The sequence below is a fragment of the Chromobacterium sp. ASV23 genome (assembly GCF_016428945.1).
Lineage (GTDB): Bacteria > Pseudomonadota > Gammaproteobacteria > Burkholderiales > Chromobacteriaceae > Chromobacterium > Chromobacterium sinusclupearum.
Window position 1 is genome coordinate 25,505 of the sequence record NZ_JAELTR010000034.1, and the last position, 20,599, is coordinate 46,103.

The 20,599-nt window shown below is 56.5% G+C and carries 9 protein-coding genes, 1 tRNA gene and 3 pseudogenes; 7 read left to right on the forward strand and 6 right to left on the reverse strand.

The window, feature by feature from the left end; genetic code table 11:
- Nucleotides 1-21: 21 nt before the first annotated feature.
- The 4 genes from JHD59_RS14205 to JHD59_RS14220 all read left to right on the forward strand — a co-directional run bounded on the left by JHD59_RS14205 (nt 22) and on the right by JHD59_RS14220 (nt 4,451).
- A complete protein-coding gene (locus JHD59_RS14205) occupies nt 22-468 on the forward strand; it encodes a GatB/YqeY domain-containing protein (RefSeq protein ID WP_106077613.1) in 447 nt (148 codons plus the stop codon).
- Between the two features lie 22 nt (nt 469-490).
- Entirely contained in the window at nt 491-2,287 is a 1,797-nt protein-coding gene (gene dnaG, locus JHD59_RS14210) for a DNA primase (RefSeq protein ID WP_199154715.1), read from the forward strand.
- A 77-nt stretch (nt 2,288-2,364) separates the two neighbouring features.
- Nucleotides 2,365-4,290 carry an RNA polymerase sigma factor RpoD gene (gene rpoD / locus JHD59_RS14215; protein ID WP_199154716.1) on the forward strand — a complete coding sequence of 642 codons (1,926 nt, stop codon included), beginning with the start codon at nt 2,365-2,367 and terminating at the stop codon, nt 4,288-4,290.
- Nucleotides 4,291-4,372: 82 nt separating this feature from the next.
- A tRNA-Ile gene (locus JHD59_RS14220) sits at nt 4,373-4,451 on the forward strand.
- Between the two features lie 373 nt (nt 4,452-4,824).
- Here the strand turns inward: JHD59_RS14220 and JHD59_RS14225 are convergent.
- The 4 genes and pseudogenes from JHD59_RS14225 to JHD59_RS14240 form a co-directional block, all read right to left on the reverse strand.
- A pseudogene (locus JHD59_RS14225) lies at nt 4,825-5,364 on the reverse strand (IS5 family transposase); the annotation flags it as partial.
- A 290-nt stretch (nt 5,365-5,654) separates the two neighbouring features.
- Complete coding sequence (locus JHD59_RS14230) at nt 5,655-6,698, reverse strand: IS110 family transposase (protein ID WP_199154717.1); 1,044 nt, start codon at nt 6,696-6,698, stop codon at nt 5,655-5,657.
- Nucleotides 6,699-6,731: 33 nt separating this feature from the next.
- On the reverse strand, nt 6,732-7,178 hold the full coding sequence (locus tag JHD59_RS14235; protein ID WP_255521399.1) for an IS5 family transposase: 447 nt from the start codon (nt 7,176-7,178) through the stop codon (nt 6,732-6,734).
- Nucleotides 7,179-7,235: 57 nt separating this feature from the next.
- Nucleotides 7,236-8,347 (reverse strand): annotated as a pseudogene (locus tag JHD59_RS14240) (IS3 family transposase).
- An 891-nt stretch (nt 8,348-9,238) separates the two neighbouring features.
- Here JHD59_RS14240 and JHD59_RS14245 point away from each other — a divergent pair.
- From JHD59_RS14245 to JHD59_RS14255, 3 genes are all read left to right on the forward strand, one after another.
- On the forward strand, nt 9,239-11,401 hold the full coding sequence (locus JHD59_RS14245) for a type I secretion system permease/ATPase (RefSeq protein WP_233164168.1): 2,163 nt from the start codon (nt 9,239-9,241) through the stop codon (nt 11,399-11,401).
- Complete coding sequence (locus JHD59_RS14250) at nt 11,398-12,774, forward strand: HlyD family type I secretion periplasmic adaptor subunit (RefSeq protein WP_199154718.1); 1,377 nt, start codon at nt 11,398-11,400, stop codon at nt 12,772-12,774. The genes JHD59_RS14245 and JHD59_RS14250 overlap by 4 nt, the downstream gene beginning before the upstream one ends.
- Nucleotides 12,775-12,916: 142 nt before the next feature.
- Complete coding sequence (locus tag JHD59_RS14255; RefSeq protein WP_199154719.1) at nt 12,917-17,872, forward strand: TcdA/TcdB pore-forming domain-containing protein; 4,956 nt, start codon at nt 12,917-12,919, stop codon at nt 17,870-17,872.
- Between the two features lie 113 nt (nt 17,873-17,985).
- Here the strand turns inward: JHD59_RS14255 and JHD59_RS14260 are convergent.
- Both JHD59_RS14260 and JHD59_RS14265 read right to left on the reverse strand, forming a co-directional pair.
- Nucleotides 17,986-18,132, reverse strand: a pseudogene (locus JHD59_RS14260) (IS5/IS1182 family transposase); the annotation flags it as partial.
- Nucleotides 18,133-18,304: 172 nt separating this feature from the next.
- Complete coding sequence (locus JHD59_RS14265; RefSeq protein ID WP_199154720.1) at nt 18,305-20,464, reverse strand: hypothetical protein; 2,160 nt, start codon at nt 20,462-20,464, stop codon at nt 18,305-18,307.
- Nucleotides 20,465-20,599: the final 135 nt, after the last annotated feature.

Consider the following 20,599-nt stretch of genomic DNA (forward strand, 5'->3'; position numbering starts at 1 on the left):
CGCATCTCAAGTGAGCACGACATGAGCCTCAAAGTTCGCATCACCGACGACATGAAGTCCGCCATGAAGGCCAAGGAAGCCGACAAGCTGGCGGCGATCCGCCTGTTGCTGGCCGCCATCAAGCAGAAAGAAGTGGACGAGCGTATCGAACTGGACGACGCCGGCATCACCGCCGTCATCGACAAGATGATCAAGCAGCGTCGTGACTCCATTTCCCAGTACCAGGCCGCGCAGCGCCAGGATCTGGTGGACAAGGAGCAGGCCGAGATGGACGTGCTGATGGCTTACATGCCGCAACAACTGAGCCAGGCCGAGATCGAAGCCTTGATCGCCAAGGCCGTGGCCGATACCGGCGCCGCCGGCATGCAGGACATGGGCAAGGTGATGGGCGCGTTGCGCCCGCAACTGGCCGGCCGCGCCGACATGGCGCAGGTTTCGGCGCTGATCAAGGCCAAGCTGAGCGCGTGACCTACGCATCAGGTGGCAGGATTTGATTCCGCAGGATTTCATCGATCAACTGCTGTCCCGCGTCGACATCGTCGACGTGGTGGATCGCTACGTCCCCTTGAAAAAGGGCGGCCAGAACTATCTGGCCTGTTGCCCCTTTCACAAGGAAAAGTCGCCCTCATTTACCGTTAGCCCCAGCAAGCAGTTTTACCACTGCTTCGGCTGCGGCGCGCATGGCTCGGCCATCGGTTTCGTCATGGAGTATCAGGGCATAGGTTTTATCGATGCCGTGAAACTGCTGGCCGAAGGCATAGGCATGCAGGTGCCGAACGAGCGCAGCGTCAATCCGGAAGCCAGCCGCAAGGCGCGCGAGAAGCAGGTTTCGCTGGAGCAGCTGATGCAGCAGGCCAGCGATTTCTACCGCCGCGAGCTGAAGGGCGCGGCCAATGCCGTCGCCTATTGCAAGGGGCGGGGGCTGTCCGGCGAGATTGCCGCGCGCTTCGGCCTCGGCTACGCGCCGGATGGCTGGCAGAACCTGGAAGCCGCCGTCCAGAACTATCAGGACGAGAAGCTGGTGGAAGCCGGCCTGGTGATCGTCGCCGAGGATAGCGGCCGTCGCTACGACCGCTTCCGAGACCGGCTGATGTTCCCTATCCGCAATCAGCGCGGCGCCATCGTCGGCTTCGGCGGGCGGGTGCTGGGCAAGGGCGAGCCGAAATACCTGAACTCGCCGGAAACGCCGCTGTTCGAAAAGGGCCGCGAGCTTTACGGCCTGTACGAGGCGCGGCAGGCGATCCGGGATAAAAACCGGGTGCTGGTGGTCGAAGGTTATATGGACGTGGTGGCGCTGGCGCAATACGGCATAAGCTACGCAGTCGCCACGCTGGGCACCGCCACCACCGGCGAGCATGTGCGCAAGTTGCTCAAGCATGCCGATCAGGTCTACTTCTGCTTCGACGGCGATGCCGCCGGGCAGAAGGCGGCGTGGCGGGCGCTGGAGAACAGCTTGCCGCAGCTGGTGGACGGCAAGTCGCTGAATTTTCTGTTCCTGCCGACCGAGCACGATCCAGACAGCTATGTCCGCGAATTCGGCGCCGATGCGTTTGAGGAATTGTTGACCCAGCACAGCCTGCCGCTATCGGTGTATTTCACCCGCGAGCTGTGCCGAGGCGTCAATCTCGCGACGCCGGAGGGCCAGGCGGAGCTGATTCGCGTGGCCACGCCGCTGCTGGCGCAGATCGTCGCGCCGGCGTTCGGCTACATGATACGCAAGCGCCTGGCCGAGATGGCCGGCGTCGATGTCGATGAGCTGGACATGCTCACCGGTGCCAAGGCCAAGCCGCAGCGAGAGCGCGGCGGCCGCGGCGGCAAGCGAGAGTACCGGCTGCCGGCGGAGTCGCAGCGTCCGTTGAACGCCACCATGGTCAAGAAACTGATCAAGTGGCTGTTGATGAACCCGGAATGGGCGGCCGATGTCCAATTGCCGGACAGCCTGGCGCTGTCCGACGAGCTGGCCTGCTTCGCCATGCTGGCCGAGCGCGTGCTGGAGCATGGCGAATCGCCGAATACGGCGCAATTGATTGAAGGCCTGCGCGGCACGCCGTACGAAGGTTTGATCGACAGCGTGCTGCAGCAGGCGATGCAGGATCCGGACGAGTTCTCGGACCCCGGCGCCGACGACCGCCAGCTGTTTCAGGATGGCAACGCCAGATTGTTGAAAATGCTGCATGCGGAGCAGCTGGAGCGGCTAAAACAGAAGGACCGGCACGAAGGTTTGACGCCAGAGGAGAAGGTCTTGATGGGCCAGTTGTTGCGGGAAATGTTCTCGCCGCCGAGTTAACAGGCTCGGCGGAAAAGTTCAGGTAGTTGTGTTATAATCAACTGTTTTTTTCGGCTTTTTTTCAAGCAGGAAGCGAAATGGCGGCCTCTCCCGAAAACCAGAAAGATGTGCAGGACAGCCCACCGGAAGTGATGAGCCTGGAAGAGCAGCGGAAACGCTTGCGCCAGCTGATCGCGCTGGGCAAAGAGCGTGGGTATTTGACCTACGCCGAAATCAACGACCACCTGCCGGAAGACGTATCCGACGCCGAGCAGATCGAAAACATCGTGACGATGATTTCCGGTCTGGGCATTCAGGTATATGAAGAAGCGCCGGACGCCGAAACCTTGCTGATGTCCGACGCCACCCCGTCGGTGGCGGACGAGGATGCCGTGGAAGAGGCCGAAGCGGCCCTGTCCTCGGTGGATTCCGAATTCGGCCGCACCACCGACCCGGTGCGCATGTACATGCGCGAAATGGGCTCGGTGGAGCTGTTGACCCGCGAAGGCGAAATCGAGATCGCCAAGCGGATCGAGGACGGCCTCAAGTACATGATCCAGGCCATCTCCGCCTGCCCCGGCACCATCGCCGAGGTGCTGGAGCTGATGGAGCGCGTGGCGCGCGATGAAATCCGCGTCGACGAAGTGGTGGACGGCTTTATCGACCTCAACGCCCCGACCGAGGCTGACGCTCAGTTCGCCGAGCCGGAAGCCGTGGACGAGCTGCTGGAAGAGGAAGAGGAAGAGGACGAGGACGCCGAGGAAGTCGACGCCGACGCCGATGCCGCGGCCAATCTGGAAGAGCTGAAGCAGGAAGCGCTGGAGCACTTCGCCGGCGTGCGCCTCTTGTTCGACAAGATGGTCAAGGCGCTGAACGCCAAGGGTCCGCAGAGCAAGGAATACCTGGAACTGCAAGACGCGATCACCACCGAATTCATGCTGGTGCGTTTCGCTACCCGTCAGGTGGAAAGCCTCTGTGAGTCGCTGCGCGGCCGCGTCAACGAGATCCGCACTTACGAGCGCGACATCCAGGACATCTGCGTCAGCCGCGTGCGCATGGACCGCGCCCACTTCATCAAGGTGTTCCCGGGCAACGAGACCAACCTGGATTGGGTGGAAAACGAGATTGCCTCCGGCAAGGCCTGGAGCGAGGCGCTGACTCGCTTCAAGCACGCCATCATCGAGAAGCAGACCCGCCTGTCCGATCTGCAGGACAAGGCCATGCTGTCGATCAAGGCCCTGAAGGAAATCAACCGCCAGATGTCGGCGGGCGAATCCAAGGCGCGTCGCGCCAAGAAGGAAATGATCGAAGCCAACCTGCGTCTGGTGATCTCCATCGCCAAGAAGTACACCAACCGCGGTCTGCAGTTCCTGGATCTGATCCAGGAGGGCAATATCGGTCTGATGAAGGCGGTGGACAAGTTCGAATACCGCCGCGGCTACAAGTTCTCGACCTACGCCACCTGGTGGATTCGCCAGGCGATCACCCGCTCCATCGCGGACCAGGCGCGCACCATCCGCATCCCGGTGCACATGATCGAGACCATCAACAAGATGAACCGCATCTCGCGGCAGATCCTGCAGGAAAGCGGCCGCGAGCCGGATCCGGCGGAACTGGCCGAGAAGATGGAAATGCCGGAAGAGAAGATCCGCAAGATCATGAAGATTTCCAAGGAGCCCATCTCCATGGAAACCCCGATCGGCGACGACGACGATTCCCATCTTGGCGACTTCATCGAGGACCAGAACAACCTGGCCCCGTCCGACGCGGCGATGTACTCCAGCCTGAAGGACGCGACCAAGGAAGTGCTGGACACCCTGACGCCGCGCGAGGCGAAAGTCCTGCGCATGCGTTTCGGCATCGACATGAACACCGACCACACGCTGGAAGAAGTGGGCAAGCAGTTCGACGTGACCCGCGAGCGTATTCGTCAGATCGAGGCCAAGGCGCTGCGCAAGCTGCGTCATCCGACGCGCTCCGAGCGTCTGCGCAGCTTCCTGGACAACGAACCGGGCGGCCAGTAAGCGTTTGGCGTAAATCTTGCGAAATCCCCAGGCCAAGGCTTGGGGATTTTTATTTTCCACGTTATAATCGCTCTCTCTTTCAGGGCCTCTAGCTCATGCTTGGTTAGAGCAGCGGACTCATAATCCGTTGGTGCCGAGTTCGACTCTCGGGGGGCCCACCAGATAAAACAACGACTTACAGCAACCGCTGTAAGTCGTTTTTCTTTGTGCTTGTTGAGTTGTAGGGCTACTGTAGGGCGCTGAAGGGGTTCTCGCTCCTACTTTGGGTCCTGATGACAGAGCCTGACTTGAGATGCGTCGATCTGATGTGTGGTGCGGATGGTAAAATTAGTACAAGGATGGCGGTGTGTACAGCCAGAGTGCGCATGCCCCGCTGTTCTTGTCGTTCCTAAAATACCACATGTCACTGGCGGGGCGTCAGCCTTGCCTATCGAATGCTGATCAATAATGAAATTCATTTCCATTTTTCAACTTCTTGACGGCTCTGTTGCACAAATCCCAGGCAGGACGAGTTTCCCCTTTCCCCAAACAGATTTACGCCACAGTCACCGTACAAGGGCGGCCCAGCATGCTGAAGCGGTTCAAGATAGCAGCGCGTACTTGCAGCTCTGCCACTTGACCATCGAAACGCCGGGCCGTCACCTTTTCACCCAACCGTTTGAAGCAATGTATCTTGGCTTCCACCAGGCTGCGGCGATAGTAGCCGCTCCAACGTTTTCAGATCGCCCTGCCTAGTCGCTTGGTCGCCCGTAGAATCTCGTTGCGAGCCAGCACCCCCAGCGAATTTCCTTTCCACTGTTTCGCATTCTTGCGGGGCGGAATGCATCCGATCGCGCCACGCACGGCAATCGCCTCATGGCACGCTTTGGTATCGAAAGCCCCGTCGCCGCTCACGCAGCCTATCGGCTCATCGGCCGGGATTTGCGCCAATAGCGAAAGTAGCATTTGCGCATCGCCCTGGCGATTGTCCGTGACTTCAATGGCGCGGATTTGCAGGGTTTCCGCATCGATGCCCAGATGCACCTTACCCCATTGCCGGCGGTATTCTGCACCGTGCTTCTTGGTTTTCCATTCGTACATGGACGCCCCCAGTTTGCCAAGCGCTCAATTCATGACAGCGTGAAGGTATAGATTGCACCCGTACATTCGGACTTTGTTCGTGGAACCATGCCATTGTCCCTGATGGGTTACGCTGGTTGACGCCTCAATCGCCTTCTCGCACTTAAGGTGCCGCGAATGGAACGGGCTTTGCCAACCACGGTCTGACCTGTCTTACCATCACTTCATGATTGCCTGAGCAATCGCTGGTTCTACTCCCCCCCATGGCTATTGCTTGACTTGGTGGCGACCACTCGGTCGGTTTATCAGGCGCAGAGCTTGGTGGGGATATATCCCGCCTGATACTGACGATCATGAGCCAACAATGCCCAGACGATGCGAGCATTCTTGTTAGCCAGCGCCACCGCCGCCACGTTCTTGTTGCGCCGGTTGACCACCTGGTTCACCCAGTTGCAGGTCGCATCAGGTTCCGTCTTGCGGGTTGCATGAAAGATCACCGCTCGGGCACCATGAATCAGCAAGGTTCTGAGGTACGTGTCACCGCGCTTGCTGATACCTAGCAGGTTTTGCTTCCCTCCGCTGGAGTGTTGTCGAGGCACCAGCCCCAGCCAGGCTGCCACCTGCCGACCCCCATCAAAGTTCTTGGCGTTACCCAGAGAGGCGACCAGCGCACTGGCGGTGATGGGGCCAATGCCCGGTATTTGCTCTAGTTTCTTGCTGAGCTCGCTTTGGCGGTGCCAGGCTAGTATCTGCGTTTCGAGCTCGCTGACTTGCTTGTCCAGCGCCTTCAGATGATCAAGCAGGCGCTGAATCAGCAGTCGAAATGATCCAGGCAGTTCGTTGCGGACATCTTCAATGAGTCCTGGAGCCTGGTTGACAATGTGGCCGATGCCTTGGGGAAGGATCAGCCCGAACTCAGCCAGCAGACCACGGATCTGGTTTGCCTGGGCAGTGCGGGCTTTGACAAAACCCTGACGTACACGGTGCAGCGCCAGCACGCTTTGCTGTTCCACATTCTTGATCGGCACAAACCGCATGTTCGGTCGGGTCACTGCCTCGCAGATGGCCTCGGCATCCGCAGCATCGTTCTTGTTGGTCTTGACATAGGGCTTGACGTACTGGGGAGCCATCAGTTTAACGACGTGGCCCATGCTCTGGAGCTTGCGAGCCCAGTGATGGGCGCTGCCACAGGCCTCCATTCCAATGAGGCAGGGCGGTAGGTTGGCAAAGAAAGCAGCCACTTGGTGTCGCGTCACCTGTTTGCGCAGCACCACCTTGCCATGTTCATCGACTCCGTGAACTTGAAACACGTTTTTGGCCAGATCCAACCCGATCGTTCTACCGTTCATGGTGACGCTCCCTTCAATTCAGTGAGGTGATAGTCATCTCACTGTGGCACTGCGATGCCGTTTAGAGGAGGGGGCGTCCATCCCATTGCCTTCGCCCAGCATCTTGATGCCAGTGCTATCCACCAGCAGATGCAGCGCGCCCGAGCCTTTCTGGTAGGGAATTTGGACCTGCAGCGTTTGCTGCCGTCTGGATAGCGTGCTGTAGTCGGGGACGCTCCAGTCCAGGCCCGCCAGCTTGAGCAGGCTTTGGATGAAACCGATGGTCTGCCGCAAAGGCAGTCCAAACAGGTTCTTGATAGTCAAACAGAACTGAATAGCTACATCGCTATAGGTTTGTGTCCGCCCGCGCTTGCCCTGCGGAGTCGCCTGCCATGACATGGTTGTGTCGAACCAGACGGACAGAGAGCCGCGTTGGATCAGGGCTTGGTTGTAGGCTTTCCAGTTGGTCGTTCGGTAGCGTTTTGGAGCGGGCTTGGTCATGCCGCTATCTTACCAAGCTGCGGTGGGGGTGGATTTGTGCAACAGTGCCCCTCCCAACTAACTGAGCGGTCTAAGTTGGAGATTTTCGGCTTCAAGATGGGCTAGTCGAAACTCGCTGGGAGTCCGCTCGCCCAGCGAACTGTGTGGCCTGAATTAGTTGTAATCCTGTCGCCAACGCTCGATTTCGTCACGCGCATCATCCAGCGACAGAAACCAATGCACGTTCAGGCACTCATCCCGCAGGCTGCCGTTAAACGACTCGATAAAGGCATTATCCGTCGGTTTGCCTGGCCGCGAGAGGTCCAGCGTGACGCCGTGCTCATAAGCCCATTGATCCAGCACCAACGAAATGAATTCGCTACCATTATCGACCTGAATCCGTTGCGGCGTCCCGCGCAGGGTTTGTACGTGCGGCATGGTCGCCACCACGTCCGCCGCTTTCAGCGCGAAATCCACCGTGATCGCCAAGCTCTCCCGGCTAAAATGATCCACTACAGTTAACGCCCGGATTTTTTGGCCGTTGAACAGCTGATCGGCCACGAAATCCATGCTCCAGCACGCGTTCAAGTTGGAGATGGCCGGGTTTGTCGATGCGCGGCCGCCACCCGCCGCTTGGGCCGCTTGCGCCGCAGATTTAGCCCTTCCTCGCAATATCCGGTAGGTCTTCTTGTGATTAATCAACCAGCCCTCGCGCCGCAGCAGGACGTGGATGCGGCGCGCACCGTAACGAATGCGCGTGGCGGCGATCTCGCGGATTCGCTGTCGCTCGGCACGATCGTCACGCGGATGTGGGCGATAAAAATAGGTGGCCTGCCGCAGTTGAACGACGGCGGTGGCGCGACGAATGCTGACGCGGTAGGCGTCGATCAGGAAGTGGGCCAGCTCGCGTCGGCGAGCCGGCTTCATAGCTTTTTTTGGATGACTTCCTGCAGCATCTGCTTGTCCAGGCTCAGGTCGGCGACCATGCGCTTGAGGCGGGCATTCTCTTCTTCCAGCTGCTTCAAGCGACACAGCTCGCTGACGTCCAAGCCGCCGTATTTCTTCTTCCAATTGTAGAAAGTGGCTTCGGAGACGCCCATCTTGCGGCAGACCTCCGTGACGGTGGTGCCCGATTCGGCCTGGCGCAGCGCGAAAGCGATCTGCTCTTCAGTGAACTTCGATTTCTTCATAGCAAATCTCCTGCCCGGGTGGGCTTAAATTTGCCAGAAATCTCTACTTTTCGCCGCGACGGTTTTGTGGGAGGAGGTTACGTATTAGACCATAAGGATTGATAATCTTATAAAAAATGCAATTTGGTTTAAATTTGTCAGGGGCGGGTAAGTGGGTGTCCGAATACAGTAGACCACTACATTCATCCCTCTTAGCTGTTTGAAAAATGAGCGATTTTTGAAATTAATTTTATTTAAATATGCTTATTGTTATATTTAATTCAATTGAATACTGATTCATAATTTATCGGCCGGTAATTGAAGTCATTAATATGCCAACGTTGCCTATGGGGTGGGGTGAAGCAGGTTGTTTTCAAAGGCAATAATCCTTGACACTTCCTTGAAGGCAGTCATGTGCTAGAGATGGTTATCTGCCATGAAAGGATCTGTCACGCTCAGGGTAATGGAAAGGAGATTGGATTGCGGTGTTAGGTACCATCTGAATTAGTTCAGAAATTTACGATCCATAATCAGAAAAGATATGATTCTCAAAGTGGTTTTTTAAGCAGCTTGTTTGGATATTTTAATGCTGAATTTTTCACTGCATTCTGATAGTAGGCTTTGCTTTTTTGAATAAAAAGCAATAAACGTTTTGTTTGTGAAGCACGGTTATTATGCATGCTCCTATATTTTTAACTGTAAAGTGCTGTGTTGTGCCATGTTTATTCATGGCTAGTATTGTTTATTGTTTTATATTTTTAAAAACTATAGGGGTATCTTATTTTTAGTGGTTTTTATAAAACATATATGATTTCTGATGTTCTACTTTTGCGGAGTGTTGTGCCAGTATTTTAAAAGGAATAGATGGTTTTATAAATGGAGTCCGGAATTGGTACGGGTAAGGGAATTTTTATGAGTGACCATGCGTCTTCAAGTAAGGATCAGAGTGCTAGCTGCACTAGCATGCTAAATTGTCTTTTTATATTGCTGCAATTTTTTCGCCAGCCGGTCGATGCGGAGCAGCTGCGCCGTGAGTTAATCGGGAGGACTTGTGATGGTGAAACATTGGTGGGTTTATGCCGCCGGTTGGGCTTGAAGGCTCGTCGAGTCAAGGTTGCTAGTAGCCGTCTGGAGCGCACGCCGATGCCGGCCATAGCCGAGTTGCATGATGGAAGGTTTATCTTACTGGCCAAGGCGCTTGAAGGGCGCGTGCTGATACAGAATGGGCTGAGTGGCGAAATGTCCATGATGGATATTCAGTGCTTTGAAGCGCTTTGGAATGGTTATTTAGTCTTGTTGGCTAAGCGGGCAAAGTTAGTTGAAGGGAAAGATGTATTTGATATCAGTTGGTTCGTTCCTGCATTACTTAAATACAAACGCCTGCTTGTTGATGTGTTGTTAATGTCTCTGTTTATACAGATGTTTGCGCTGGTTTCACCTTTGTTCTTTCAGGTTGTCATGGATAAGGTGTTGGTGCACCAGTCTATGAGCACATTGCAAATATTGATATTCGGTTTGGTTGCGGTGTCGATATTTGAGGTTGTATTGGGCGGTTTGCGTACTTATGTGTTTTCTCATACGGCTAACCGTATCGATGTAGAGCTGGGGGCAAAGCTATTTCGCCATCTTCTGGCGTTGCCTATGGCGTATTTTCAGTCTCGACGCGTAGGTGAGACGGTTGCTAGGGTGCGTGAGTTGGAAAGTATTCGCGAGTTTATTACCAGCTCTGCATTGACTTTGCTAATGGATTTATTTTTTACGGTGATATTTTTGGCAATAATGTGGCATTACAGCCCATCATTGACAGCTGTGGTTTTATTGACCTTGCCATGTCTTGCCATGATCGCCCTTTTTGTTACACCGATTTTGCGAAAGCGAGTAGACGAGAAATTTCGAAGGAATGCAGAAAGCCAATCTTTTCTCATTGAGTCTGTTACTGGGGTGGAAACCTTGAAGGCAATGTCGGTGCAGCCTCAATCGCAAGCTCGTTGGGAAGAATTGTTGGCGGCCTATGTCAATGCGAGTTTTCGTTGCGCTAATCTAGGGAATATCGCTAGTCAAAGCGTGCAATTGGTGTCCAAGTTATCTGGTGCTTGTATTTTGTACTGGGGAGCACAGGCGGTTATCGATGGCTCCATAACGGTGGGGCAGCTAGTAGCTTTTAATATGTTTTCCGGCCATGTGACAGCGCCCGTGCTCAGATTGTCGCAGTTGTGGAACGATTTTCAGCAAGCACGTTTATCGGTACAACGCTTAGGCGATGTCTTGAATAGCCCGACGGAGCCGGGGTATGACCCGAATCGAGCGAGCCTGGGAGAGATTAATGGCGAGCTGGTTTTGGACCAAGTCATTTTTCGCTACCGTCCAGATAAGCCTGAAACCTTGCGTCGCATCAGTTTGCGCATTCCGGCTGGCCAGACTGTAGGTATCGTCGGGCCGTCAGGATCTGGAAAAAGTACGCTGACCAAGCTGGTGCAACGCATGTATGTTCCGGAATCAGGAAGGGTGCTGGTAGATGGTTTTGACTTGTCCATGGTGGACACGCATTGGCTCCGGACGCAGGTCGGCGTGGTGCTTCAAGAGAACCTGCTGTTCAATCGTACTGTGCGCGACAACATTGCGCTGGCCGATCCGGGTATGTCGATGGAGCGTGTGGTCGAGGCGGCCAAGCTGGCCGGCGCGCATGATTTCATTCTCGCCTTGTCCGAGGGCTACGACACTATGCTGGAGGAGCGCGGTGCTAACCTTTCAGGTGGTCAGCGGCAGCGTATTGCCATCGCTCGCGCCTTGGTTACCAATCCGCGCATCCTGATTTTAGACGAAGCGACTAGCGCCTTGGATTACGAATCCGAGAGCATCATCCAGCGGAATATGCGAGCCATATGCCAGGGACGGACGGTATTGATCATTGCGCACCGGCTGTCTACGGTCAGGCAGGCTGATCGCATCATCACGATAGAAAACGGCCAGGTTGTCGAAGATGGGCGTCACGATGAGCTGTTGGAACGAGGAGGACGTTACGCTCGCCTTTGCGCTATCCAGGCGGGAGATTTGCAGGAAGAAGAGACATCATGATGCGGCGTTTTTACCATTACTGCCGACAGCGCTTTGTCTCTTGGCAGGAGGCTAGCAGTGCCTCTCATGAGAGGGAGTTCTTGCCGGCTGCGTTGGAAATTTTGGAAACCCCAGCATCGCCTATGGGGCGCTCCTTGTCGTACTTGATCATGGGATTTTTCGTGCTGGCCGTCTTTTGGGCATGGTTAGGCGAGGTCGACATTAATGCAGTGGCAACCGGGCAGCTCGTGCCAGAAGGGGGCGTCAAGCCCGTGCAGTCGCTTGAAGCCGGGATCGTGCGTCGCATCCATGTGGCCAATGGCATGCATGTCAAGTCTGGCCAGCCGCTCATTGAACTGGACAGCACTGAAAATCAGGTTGATGTGTCGCAATTACAGCGCCAGCGTCAATTGGCTTCGCTGGATATTAGGCGACTCAAAGCCTTGCTGAATGGAATAGATCAACAACGCTACGTGACGATGGCGGATGACGAGGATGCGGTGCAAACTGCTCATAAGCAGCGACGCCTTTCCGAAGAGTTATCGGTCTATTTTTCCCGAGAGCGCGCCTTGGGTGCGCAATTGGCCGAAAGTCGAGCGGTAATAGCCGGCAGCATGTTGGAGCAGGAAAAGCTGGAGGCTCGCTTGAAGGTCGTCACGGAAAAGGCGCATGCGTGGAAAACCTTGATGGATCAGAAGATGGGCGCGCGCCTGCAATGGCTGGATGCCGAGAATGAAAAAATCTCCACTCAGAAAAGCCTAGCCGCGGAAAAACAGCGCACCTTGCAGTATACGGCCAGCATAGCGCGTCTGAACGCGGAGTTGGCCCAGTATCGAGCAGATGCGCGGCGGCAATATCTGGCTGAACTGCTGGCTGCCGAAGATAGGGTGAATGAGGTAGAACTGAGCATACGGCGCTATCGGGAGAGAGAGCAGTCCCGAACGCTGCGCGCGCCGGTCAGCGGCTATGTGCAGCAACTGGTGGTCCAGACAATAGGCGGCGTAGTGCAGCCAGCCCAGCAGTTATTAGTGATCGCGCCGGATAACGCTACTTTGGCGGTGGATGCCAAGGTGATGAATCGAGACATCGGATTTGTGCGTTCTGGGCAGGAGGTCACCATCAAAGTGGACAGCTATCCTTATAGCAAGTACGGCACGCTTCGCGGCACGGTGGAGCACCTGTCGCGTGATGCGGTCCCGGACGAGAAGAAGGGGCCAATTTATGACGCCAGAATTAAACTTTCGCTTCCAGCCAAGACGACGAATGGCGTCAGTTTGGCGCTGCATGCCGGGATGACGGCCAGCGTGGAAATCCGTACCGACAAGCGCAGAGTTGTTGACTATTTGCTGTCCCCCATCACGGAAGTCATTTCGGAAGCGATGCGAGAACGCTGAAAAGTGTCATCGCCGAGCATTTTCTGGGCTTGTTCACGCCTGTGGCTAGCGAGCGTGGGCAAGCCTTCTTCATCGGCACGAACTCATGCCGAAATCGCCTGACGTCAAGGCGAGCCATCTCACTACTATAAGGAAAATCATAATGCCATTAGAGCAGGCCGTGCTGCGAGTGCAAGATTTGTTGAAAAACGATACGGAATTACAGCGATACATCGATTCGCCCAAGGAGCAATGCGAGGCTGCTGCTGCGAGGGTCTCTGCAAAATTGCGAGCAGCGGGCATTGACCACCAGGTACGAGGCATGGCGATTTGGGATAAAGTCAGCCAAGAGATGCCGAACAATCATTTCGTGGTGGTGGCCCAGGTGAATGGGTATCGGCTGTGTATTGACCTGACGGCGCATCAATTTGCCGGCGCGAGTCAGCAGACGAGCGCCATCATCGCGGATGAAAGAAGCTGGGAAGAGCAGTTCCTGGCGCAAGAAAAGTGTCGGAACAAGGCGATAAAATTCAAGGATTTTCCAAGTTTGGCTGAGGCGAAACGCCCGCTGGCCTCCGTAGCGGAGGGCCCTTTGTTGTCCGATCAGGATTGGTCTGTTTTAGGGGGGGCCCCTAGTTGGGCGAGAGATCTCATCGACTATCCAGGCTGGGGGAGCGAAAGTCTGTTGTTCCAGCGCAGCCTATCGGGTCCGGCCAGTACCTTGCCATCTGCTGAACAGCGCGCGTTGAAAGAAGCGGAGCTGGCGCGTCGCTTTAGCGCTGAGGTCAAGCCATTCAAGGATCTGGAGTCGCGGATTAATGCCGGCTCATATGATATTCCGACAAGCTTGGATACGAGGCAGACGTTGATTGAAAAGGCCGGCGTGCCGGAAGGCACCTCGTATGAGCGTATTTTGCAGCAACTGGACCGATACCATGCTGAGGCCAGCGGCTTGAGTCTGGCGCAGAAAGTGGGGCGCTTGGGAGAGTTGGCGCTGCTGGCGGATCAATACGCCGCCTCCCACATGCGCAATCTGAATGACAGGCCCGCGAGGATACAAAGTTTCGCCGAGAGCGTGCGTGCTTATGCCATCGGCTTGCGGCGCCAAGACGGCGCCCTGAGTGACTTGGGCGTGCCTGAAGCCTGGCGCCAGCCCGCAACCGAGAGCCTGGCGCAAGCGGCTCGCAATGTGGCGGCAACGGATGAGAGTCTGGCCTATAGCAGGCAGCTGATCGTGCAGCTACAGGGAGACGACAACAGTTTCCAGGCCGCGGAGAGTTTGTTCGGCAAGCACCCCAGACATAGCGAATGGCTGCAGTTGCATGGCGACGAGCCTAACAGTTTGGGCTGGAACGCCGACAGTCAGTCAATTCAACAGGCCGCGCCGTTGCAGCTGGACAGCGAAGGACGGGTGAGGATCGTTCTTGTCGGCCATGGCCTGTCTCAGGGAGGACAAACACTGTTCGGCGGTCGCACAGGCGCGCAGTTGCAAGAAGAGTTGGCAACATTGCTGCAGCGCTTTCCAACAGGCAAAGTGAAGGGCATACATCTCGATCTCGTCGGTTGCCGCCTGATGGATGGCTCGCGTGCGCTGGCGGAGACTTTGCCAGGGCAACTGGGTGAGTGGCTGCTGACTCAGGGAACGAATATGGGCATCGAGCGCAGCAGCTTGTCTTTGAGCGCGCGCGAATACCCAGTTCGCGTCACGGCCTCTGGCCGCAAGGAGGTGTTGACCGAGGAGTGGGGGTGGATCGGTAAGGAATCGGCGCGGCTTCGTGATGTGTTGCATAAGGTGGAGTTGGTGTGGGATGCGCAGGCTGGCCGACTAGTGCGCAAACCGTTGTCGCAGGAGGCCCTTTCAGAGGTTGGGTTGGCTCTGGAAGGGAATCTGGAAAGACCGATGACGACGACGGGCTTGCTTGAGCTAGGCAGGGCGCTGGAGGATGCGGCGCAACGATCAGGGCTAAGCGAGCAGGAGCGAAACGGTTTGGCGGATTTACACGTAAGTGTGGGAGATGCGTTGCGTCGACACTTGTTCGACCGGGAAGCGCCAGCAGCGGAACACCGTACGATAGTTGAGCAGAGCACGGTTAAGAATGCCCGCATCGCCGCGCTGGGCGCGCAATGGGCGGAGACGGTGGAGGCGATGCAGAGAGAGGCGGGCCTGTCTCCTGAGGCGTGGCTACCCACCTTGAAAACCCGAAGCTTGGGGGATGGAGCCACCGAGTTGCTGTTCGTCAACCGATCGGTGCAGCTCGGCAGCGCGGATGGGCGGCGGTGGGTGCGAAGCAGTGCGGCCGTGCTGACGCAATTCGAGGCGGAAGCCGCCAGCATGGTGAGGGACTTGCAGCGCGGAGTCGGTTGGGCCGGTAGCCGCGGCTTGTTGATGTGGCAAGGGCTGAGCGAACCGGCTGCAGTGCATACATTGAATGCGGCGTACATGCTGCAAACCCTGATGGATGTCAACCCACGGAATGGTGGCTTGGGCGCGATGAGCGATGCGCTTAAGGTGCAGGTTTACGCACAGCTGATAAACAACGGCCTGAGCACGGCCGTTGATGCTGCTCATATGGCGGACTGGGTTGGTTCTGCATTGCAGAAGGACCTGACATTGCTATCCAAAACCGGGCAGATCATGGGGGTGATCGGAGGCAGCGCCGGCGCAGTGTTGGACGGGATTAATATCGGGGCCATTATTGTCGAGTTGATGCAGACGACTGATCCGACTGCCCGAGTTGCGGTGGAGACGAAACTGAGTCTGGCGGTAGTCAACAGCGGTGTCAGCCTGGCGGCGTTGTTGGCGGGCATGGCCGGGGCCGGGGGAGCGGCGACCGTGCTGGGTGCGCTTGCCACGCCGTTGGCAGGATTGTCGGTTGGCATTCCCGTGCTGGTCGACAACTATCAAAGGCTGCGCAATGGTTTCGATCAGTCTGCACAGCGCTTCAACGACATTCTGGCCAGCATTCAACATCGAGGACTGCAGCAGTCTGGACAGACGTGGCAGGTCGCGGACGGAGCGGTGGTGGAGCATCTTGACTTCGTTAATGGGACTATGCGTTACGGCAGCATCGAAGTTAACGGAACTCGAGGCGGAAGCGGGCACACTGTAACCGGTGGTTGGGATCATTTCTTTGCGAGGCCTGATCCCGACTCCCATACATGGCTTGATGTTTACGCCGGCCTGGGGATGGCGGACAAGCAGTATGTGTTCAAGTCCGATGGCCAAGCAACTGTTGAGAGAATTGTCACGCTGCCAAGTGGTGTGGGGCGGCGAATCCAGTTCGATTACAACCAGGTGACTGGTCGACGCTCAGCGGATGTGGCGGCTTTCCGACGGCTGCACGAGCACTACGGCGATCAGTTCATCTGGGGCATGTATGCGTTTCCAACCGACTGGGGAATCAGCAGCATTGTCGAAGAACCGCGCGCCACAGCCGTTCGCGTAACGTTGGATGCCGAGTCGCGCACTCTGATCGTTCCTACTGTGACCAATGCGGTCGAGCGCGGGCACCTGTCATATGATCTGCAGGGACACGGCGGCGTATATTCGGTGGTGCTGCCGGCGGAGGCGGTGCCTATTCGCGTGGAGGCCAGCGGCGAGAGGCGAGAGAAATGGGTTTTCGACCTTGACTATGCCGTGAAAACTCATTCCGTCCAGGATGGCAAGCTGGTGCTTGGTGCGCTCAAGCATGGAGCGTTTTCTGACATGAGGATCAGTGCCAATGCCATTGTGGTGGGGGGGCAGACGCTGTCTTTTGCCGGAGAGGATCGGCCTCAGAGCGTGCTGCTTACCCATACCTTGGGAGAAGGGGCGACGTTATGCTTAAGCGTGGACTTGGAGGCGGGATGTTATGCCAGTTCCTTGATACTCGAACGGGAACCGTCGGCGCAGATGACTGAGCTGCTGCAACGTTTCTATACAGAGGCGAATACTCCTGGTTTGTCTGACCATGGATGGCTGAGCCTGGCGGTTGGGCAGCGCTCTGGCGCGATTCATGCAGCCAGCGGCGATGCTTTCCTTTTGGAGAGCGGATCCGGTGAGACTACCGTGTGGCAGTTGCAACAGGGGCAGACCAGTCAATGGAGTTTGCCAGGGGTGGCGATCGCCGATGGTCGCACACTGAGCGGAACGCTTAATCTGGAGGCATTGTCAGCAAATTTTAGCGGCATCTGGTTAGGAGATCAGTTGCAATTACGCGAGCTGGACATACTGGCTCACCAAGACGTCGAAACGCATGTGATGGATGGATTGCTGCGGCGATTCTCTGAACAGGGCATGACGCGTGGAGCGATGAGCGCTTGGTTGACGCAACAACTGGGGGAGCAGGAACATATCGGGTTGTCGCAAGAATTGCGGGTGCAGGGCAGAGATGCCTTCGGCCGGAGGTTGTCGTATAGGCTGGCAAGCGGTGATGACATTGTGATGTTGGATCAAGCCGCCTGGGAAGTGAATGGTGTGAATTACATCTATCGGGAAGGACCAGGAGGCCGCCGTTTGGAGATCATTGGGGGTGTTGGCCAGGATACGCTGGAAACCCTGGCGGAAGATATTGTGATTCCTGGTATGCCTGCCGGAGTAGAGATCATGATGCGTCCTTCTGAGACGACGCACTGGCTGAGGCCTGGGGCTATGGCTTTATCGCGAGCCGATATCGCGATCATTACCGATGATCTTCCCAATACGCCCATTCATCTGGTTCTGCCCGGGACTCGCGGTGCTTACCGATGGCAACTGGACGGCGCAGACTTGCTGCTAGTGAACGGCGCGCATCATGTTAAGTTGTTGAATATGGTGGGGAGCGGCCGAGAAGGGAGATTATCTAGCCTGTCTTTCTCGTTTGAAGATGGGGAAGCGGAAGCATGGAGCGGCAACGAGGTGTTTCAGCGTTTGAGTCAAGTTGTGCCTGCAGGCGAGCTTTCTTCTCGTTCGGTGAAGGCAAGCCAAAGCTTGTACGAAATGAATGAATTTTCGGTACCGTCGGAGCTGACTGTGCTCAGAAATCAACAAAGGCTAGTCCAAGCAATGAATTCGATGGCGCCTGTATCGGGCAGTGATCTGACCGGCTTTGGACGAGATATGCCTGATGGTCTACGACCGCTGTTAACTCAGATTCTGTGATGATGTGTTGCGGCCCCTTAGGGGGCGCAACCGAAAGATCGTCCAGTTCTACAACTATGCAAACCTAGGCGGTGGCCTGCCCCGGCTCCTGTAGGCAATCCTGCCCTATGACTGGATTGCATCCGGCAGCGTTTGCCCCGTGGCGTCGCCCGCCATGACATGCTCGTGTCCAGCCAGACGGACAGAGCCGCGTTGGATCAGGGCTTGGCTGTAGGCGTTCCAGTTGGTCGTCGGTAGCGTTTTGGAGCACGCTTGGTCATGCCACTATCTTACCAAGCTGAGGAGGGGGAGGATTTGTGCAACAGCTGCTAAAGCTTACCCACACCCTTGCGGGCGGGGTAAGTTTCTACAGGCGTTTACTCAAGTGATCGTGCACGATGTGATGCAGTGTCGCTGTCTTCCTTGTATCAACGGTTTCGATTTGAGCTTAAATCAAACCTCCGTTTCCCATGTGACTCGTGCTGGTGGCGGGGACGCGACGGGGTTCGGTGGTAGCCGACCTGTCTTTACTGCCAGCGGCTCAATTGGCTGCAGAAACGGTGGCCGGGGAGACAAGGGTCTAGGTGCAGCCACCGGCTGCGCCTTCTTTGCCTCGGAGATATCTGGGCGTCGCGGCTTGGCCTTGCTCTTGGCCACGGGATGGACGCCGCTGGCGGGGCGAAGGGCAGGCATGGGTGGCATTTCTGGTCTCTCCAGTGCCGGCTTAGTCTTATTGTTGATTGGTGGCCGCGGTGGTTTGCCTGTAATGGCTCCTGGGGTATGACGCATCCCACCATCGACGGCATCATGCGGTGTCTCCGCCTTGCGTTGCGGCGCTGTGGGCGAGGCGATGAACTTGGGCACAGGGGTGGGTGGCAAGGGCTGCGGCAGCGCGCCCGCCGATTCCGGATGGACCGCGCCGAGGTTGGGATTCAGCGGAGCTGGGTGCCACGCTCTCCAGGCGCGATAAATTTCCATGACTTGTTTTTGTGTCGCTGTGCCATTGCGCCAGCTATCTATGAACTGCCCCATGGTGGCACGGGGCACGCCAAAGTAACTGGAAGCATTCAAAGATTTTCCATCGATGTGGAGTGCGGCAAATGGCCCAACGATGGAGAGCAACTGCCCCATGGCTTGCATTTCCTGAATGCCGTATTCTTTGGCTATCCGATGCTGGCAAAGGAATAGCAGCTCGCGATTATATACAGCATTTTCCTTCCCCATCCTAGAACCTGGTAACTCAGAGAACATAAAAAATATGCCGCCATGATTCATGCGTGGGTCCGCGTCAATATCCAAGCGGCCAATCCGGTATTCATCATCTCGCTTGGTTGGTGCTAGAATCATCCAGTTTTTTTGGTCGGTCAAGTGCAGGCCGTGGTTGTGAGCATGCCGCGTCACGACCAGCATTTTTTCCAAAATGGCCTCCTTAGCCAAAGGCCGTAGTTTGTGTCGGACCGAAGACAAATCGTTTCCGTCAATAAGCGGTTGATGCGCCACTTTTTGTCCATTGGGCTTGACCATCACTGTGGGGACAGAGATATAGCTCAGCAGCCAGGGGGCTGTCTGACTAATGCTGCGGTAGGTTTCGGCAAGGTCGGCGGCAAGTTTCTTATTCAGAGATGCCCCGCTGGGATCTGTTTCGATCTTGGAGACTAAGTCCGATTTCTTATAAGCGTAGGCAGCACCCATGGCACCCTCGCCTAATTTGGTTTTCTTATCCCCGACCCGCTTGACGAAGCGCTCCCGTCCCGCCTGGATGTAATGTTTTTCACTGTCGATACTGGGCTGATAACGATAGTAATCCTTGGCGAGGCCCTTGATAACATTACCTTTAGCTAGGGTGAGCGTCTTCCCACCGTAAAAAATGGTGGCACGGCCGTCCGACTGGGCGCGTGCATAGGGGACCAGCTTGCCGCACGCGCCATCTCGAACGATTAGCTGGGTATACGCCGCGTAGGCTACGGCCAAGGCGTCTTTCTCTGCGACGACCATAGTGCCTGCCTTCATCCCGATGGCGGTTGAGTTAGGTGCTTCTGCAACGGCTTTGGCTTCCGATTTGGTGGCGTACACCGTCGACTTGGAGTGTTTGGCATAAGCGATCGCATAAGCCTCATCGGCCCAGGCGGATGCATCCTCTTCTTCGGCGCATGCCGTTGTGCCGCTCGCGACAGCGTGCGCCTCACTGCCCTTTCCCCAGGCCTCGGCGCGCGAACCGACTCCCTTGGCGATCGCATGGGATTTATTGGCCCAGGCTCTAGCAAGGCCTTCACTATCGAGGGAGACTACTACAGCGCCTTCTACTGTGGCGTCGATCTGCCCACGATGGAACGATACTTCCCCCGGCTGGCTCAGTTCACCCGAGCGCACGGTTACCACAAGAGGAATGGCACTGCCCGGGCGACACAGAGGATAATGCACCGTCACCGGTTCGACGCTTGCGTACGCCGCGATGGCTTGTCCCAGTCCCGCGCGTAAGGTGTCGATGGAAACGTCGTGCCCGTTTAGCAACTTTTCCAATTTAGATGAGTGAGGGCCGGGGATGGCACACAGTTTCATGGCCGAGGCGAGGACCAGAACGTGGCGTGCGGCCTGCAAATCGTTTTTAGGCATGGCTTCCACCTGTCTCTTATACACATCTCCGAGCCCACGAGACTCCGCCAATTATCGCGTATGCCGTCTTCTGCTTGAAAAGGGGGGGGGGGGGGGGGGGGGGGGGGGGGGGGGGGGGGGGGGGGGGGGGGGGGG

Bases quoted from the DNA above. Each gene is read 5' to 3' on its own strand.
- JHD59_RS14205 (WP_106077613.1), top strand. From the start codon at position 22: ATGAGCCTCAAAGTTCGCATCACCGACGACATGAAGTCCGCCATGAAG.
- rpoD (WP_199154716.1), top strand. From the start codon at position 2,365: ATGGCGGCCTCTCCCGAAAACCAGAAAGATGTGCAGGACAGCCCACCG.
- JHD59_RS14230 (WP_199154717.1), bottom strand. From the start codon at position 6,698: ATGAACGGTAGAACGATCGGGTTGGATCTGGCCAAAAACGTGTTTCAA.
- JHD59_RS14235 (WP_255521399.1), bottom strand. From the start codon at position 7,178: ATGACCAAGCCCGCTCCAAAACGCTACCGAACGACCAACTGGAAAGCC.
- JHD59_RS14245 (WP_233164168.1), top strand. From the start codon at position 9,239: ATGAGTGACCATGCGTCTTCAAGTAAGGATCAGAGTGCTAGCTGCACT.
- JHD59_RS14250 (WP_199154718.1), top strand. From the start codon at position 11,398: ATGATGCGGCGTTTTTACCATTACTGCCGACAGCGCTTTGTCTCTTGG.
- JHD59_RS14255 (WP_199154719.1), top strand. From the start codon at position 12,917: ATGCCATTAGAGCAGGCCGTGCTGCGAGTGCAAGATTTGTTGAAAAAC.
- JHD59_RS14265 (WP_199154720.1), bottom strand. From the start codon at position 20,464: ATGCCTAAAAACGATTTGCAGGCCGCACGCCACGTTCTGGTCCTCGCC.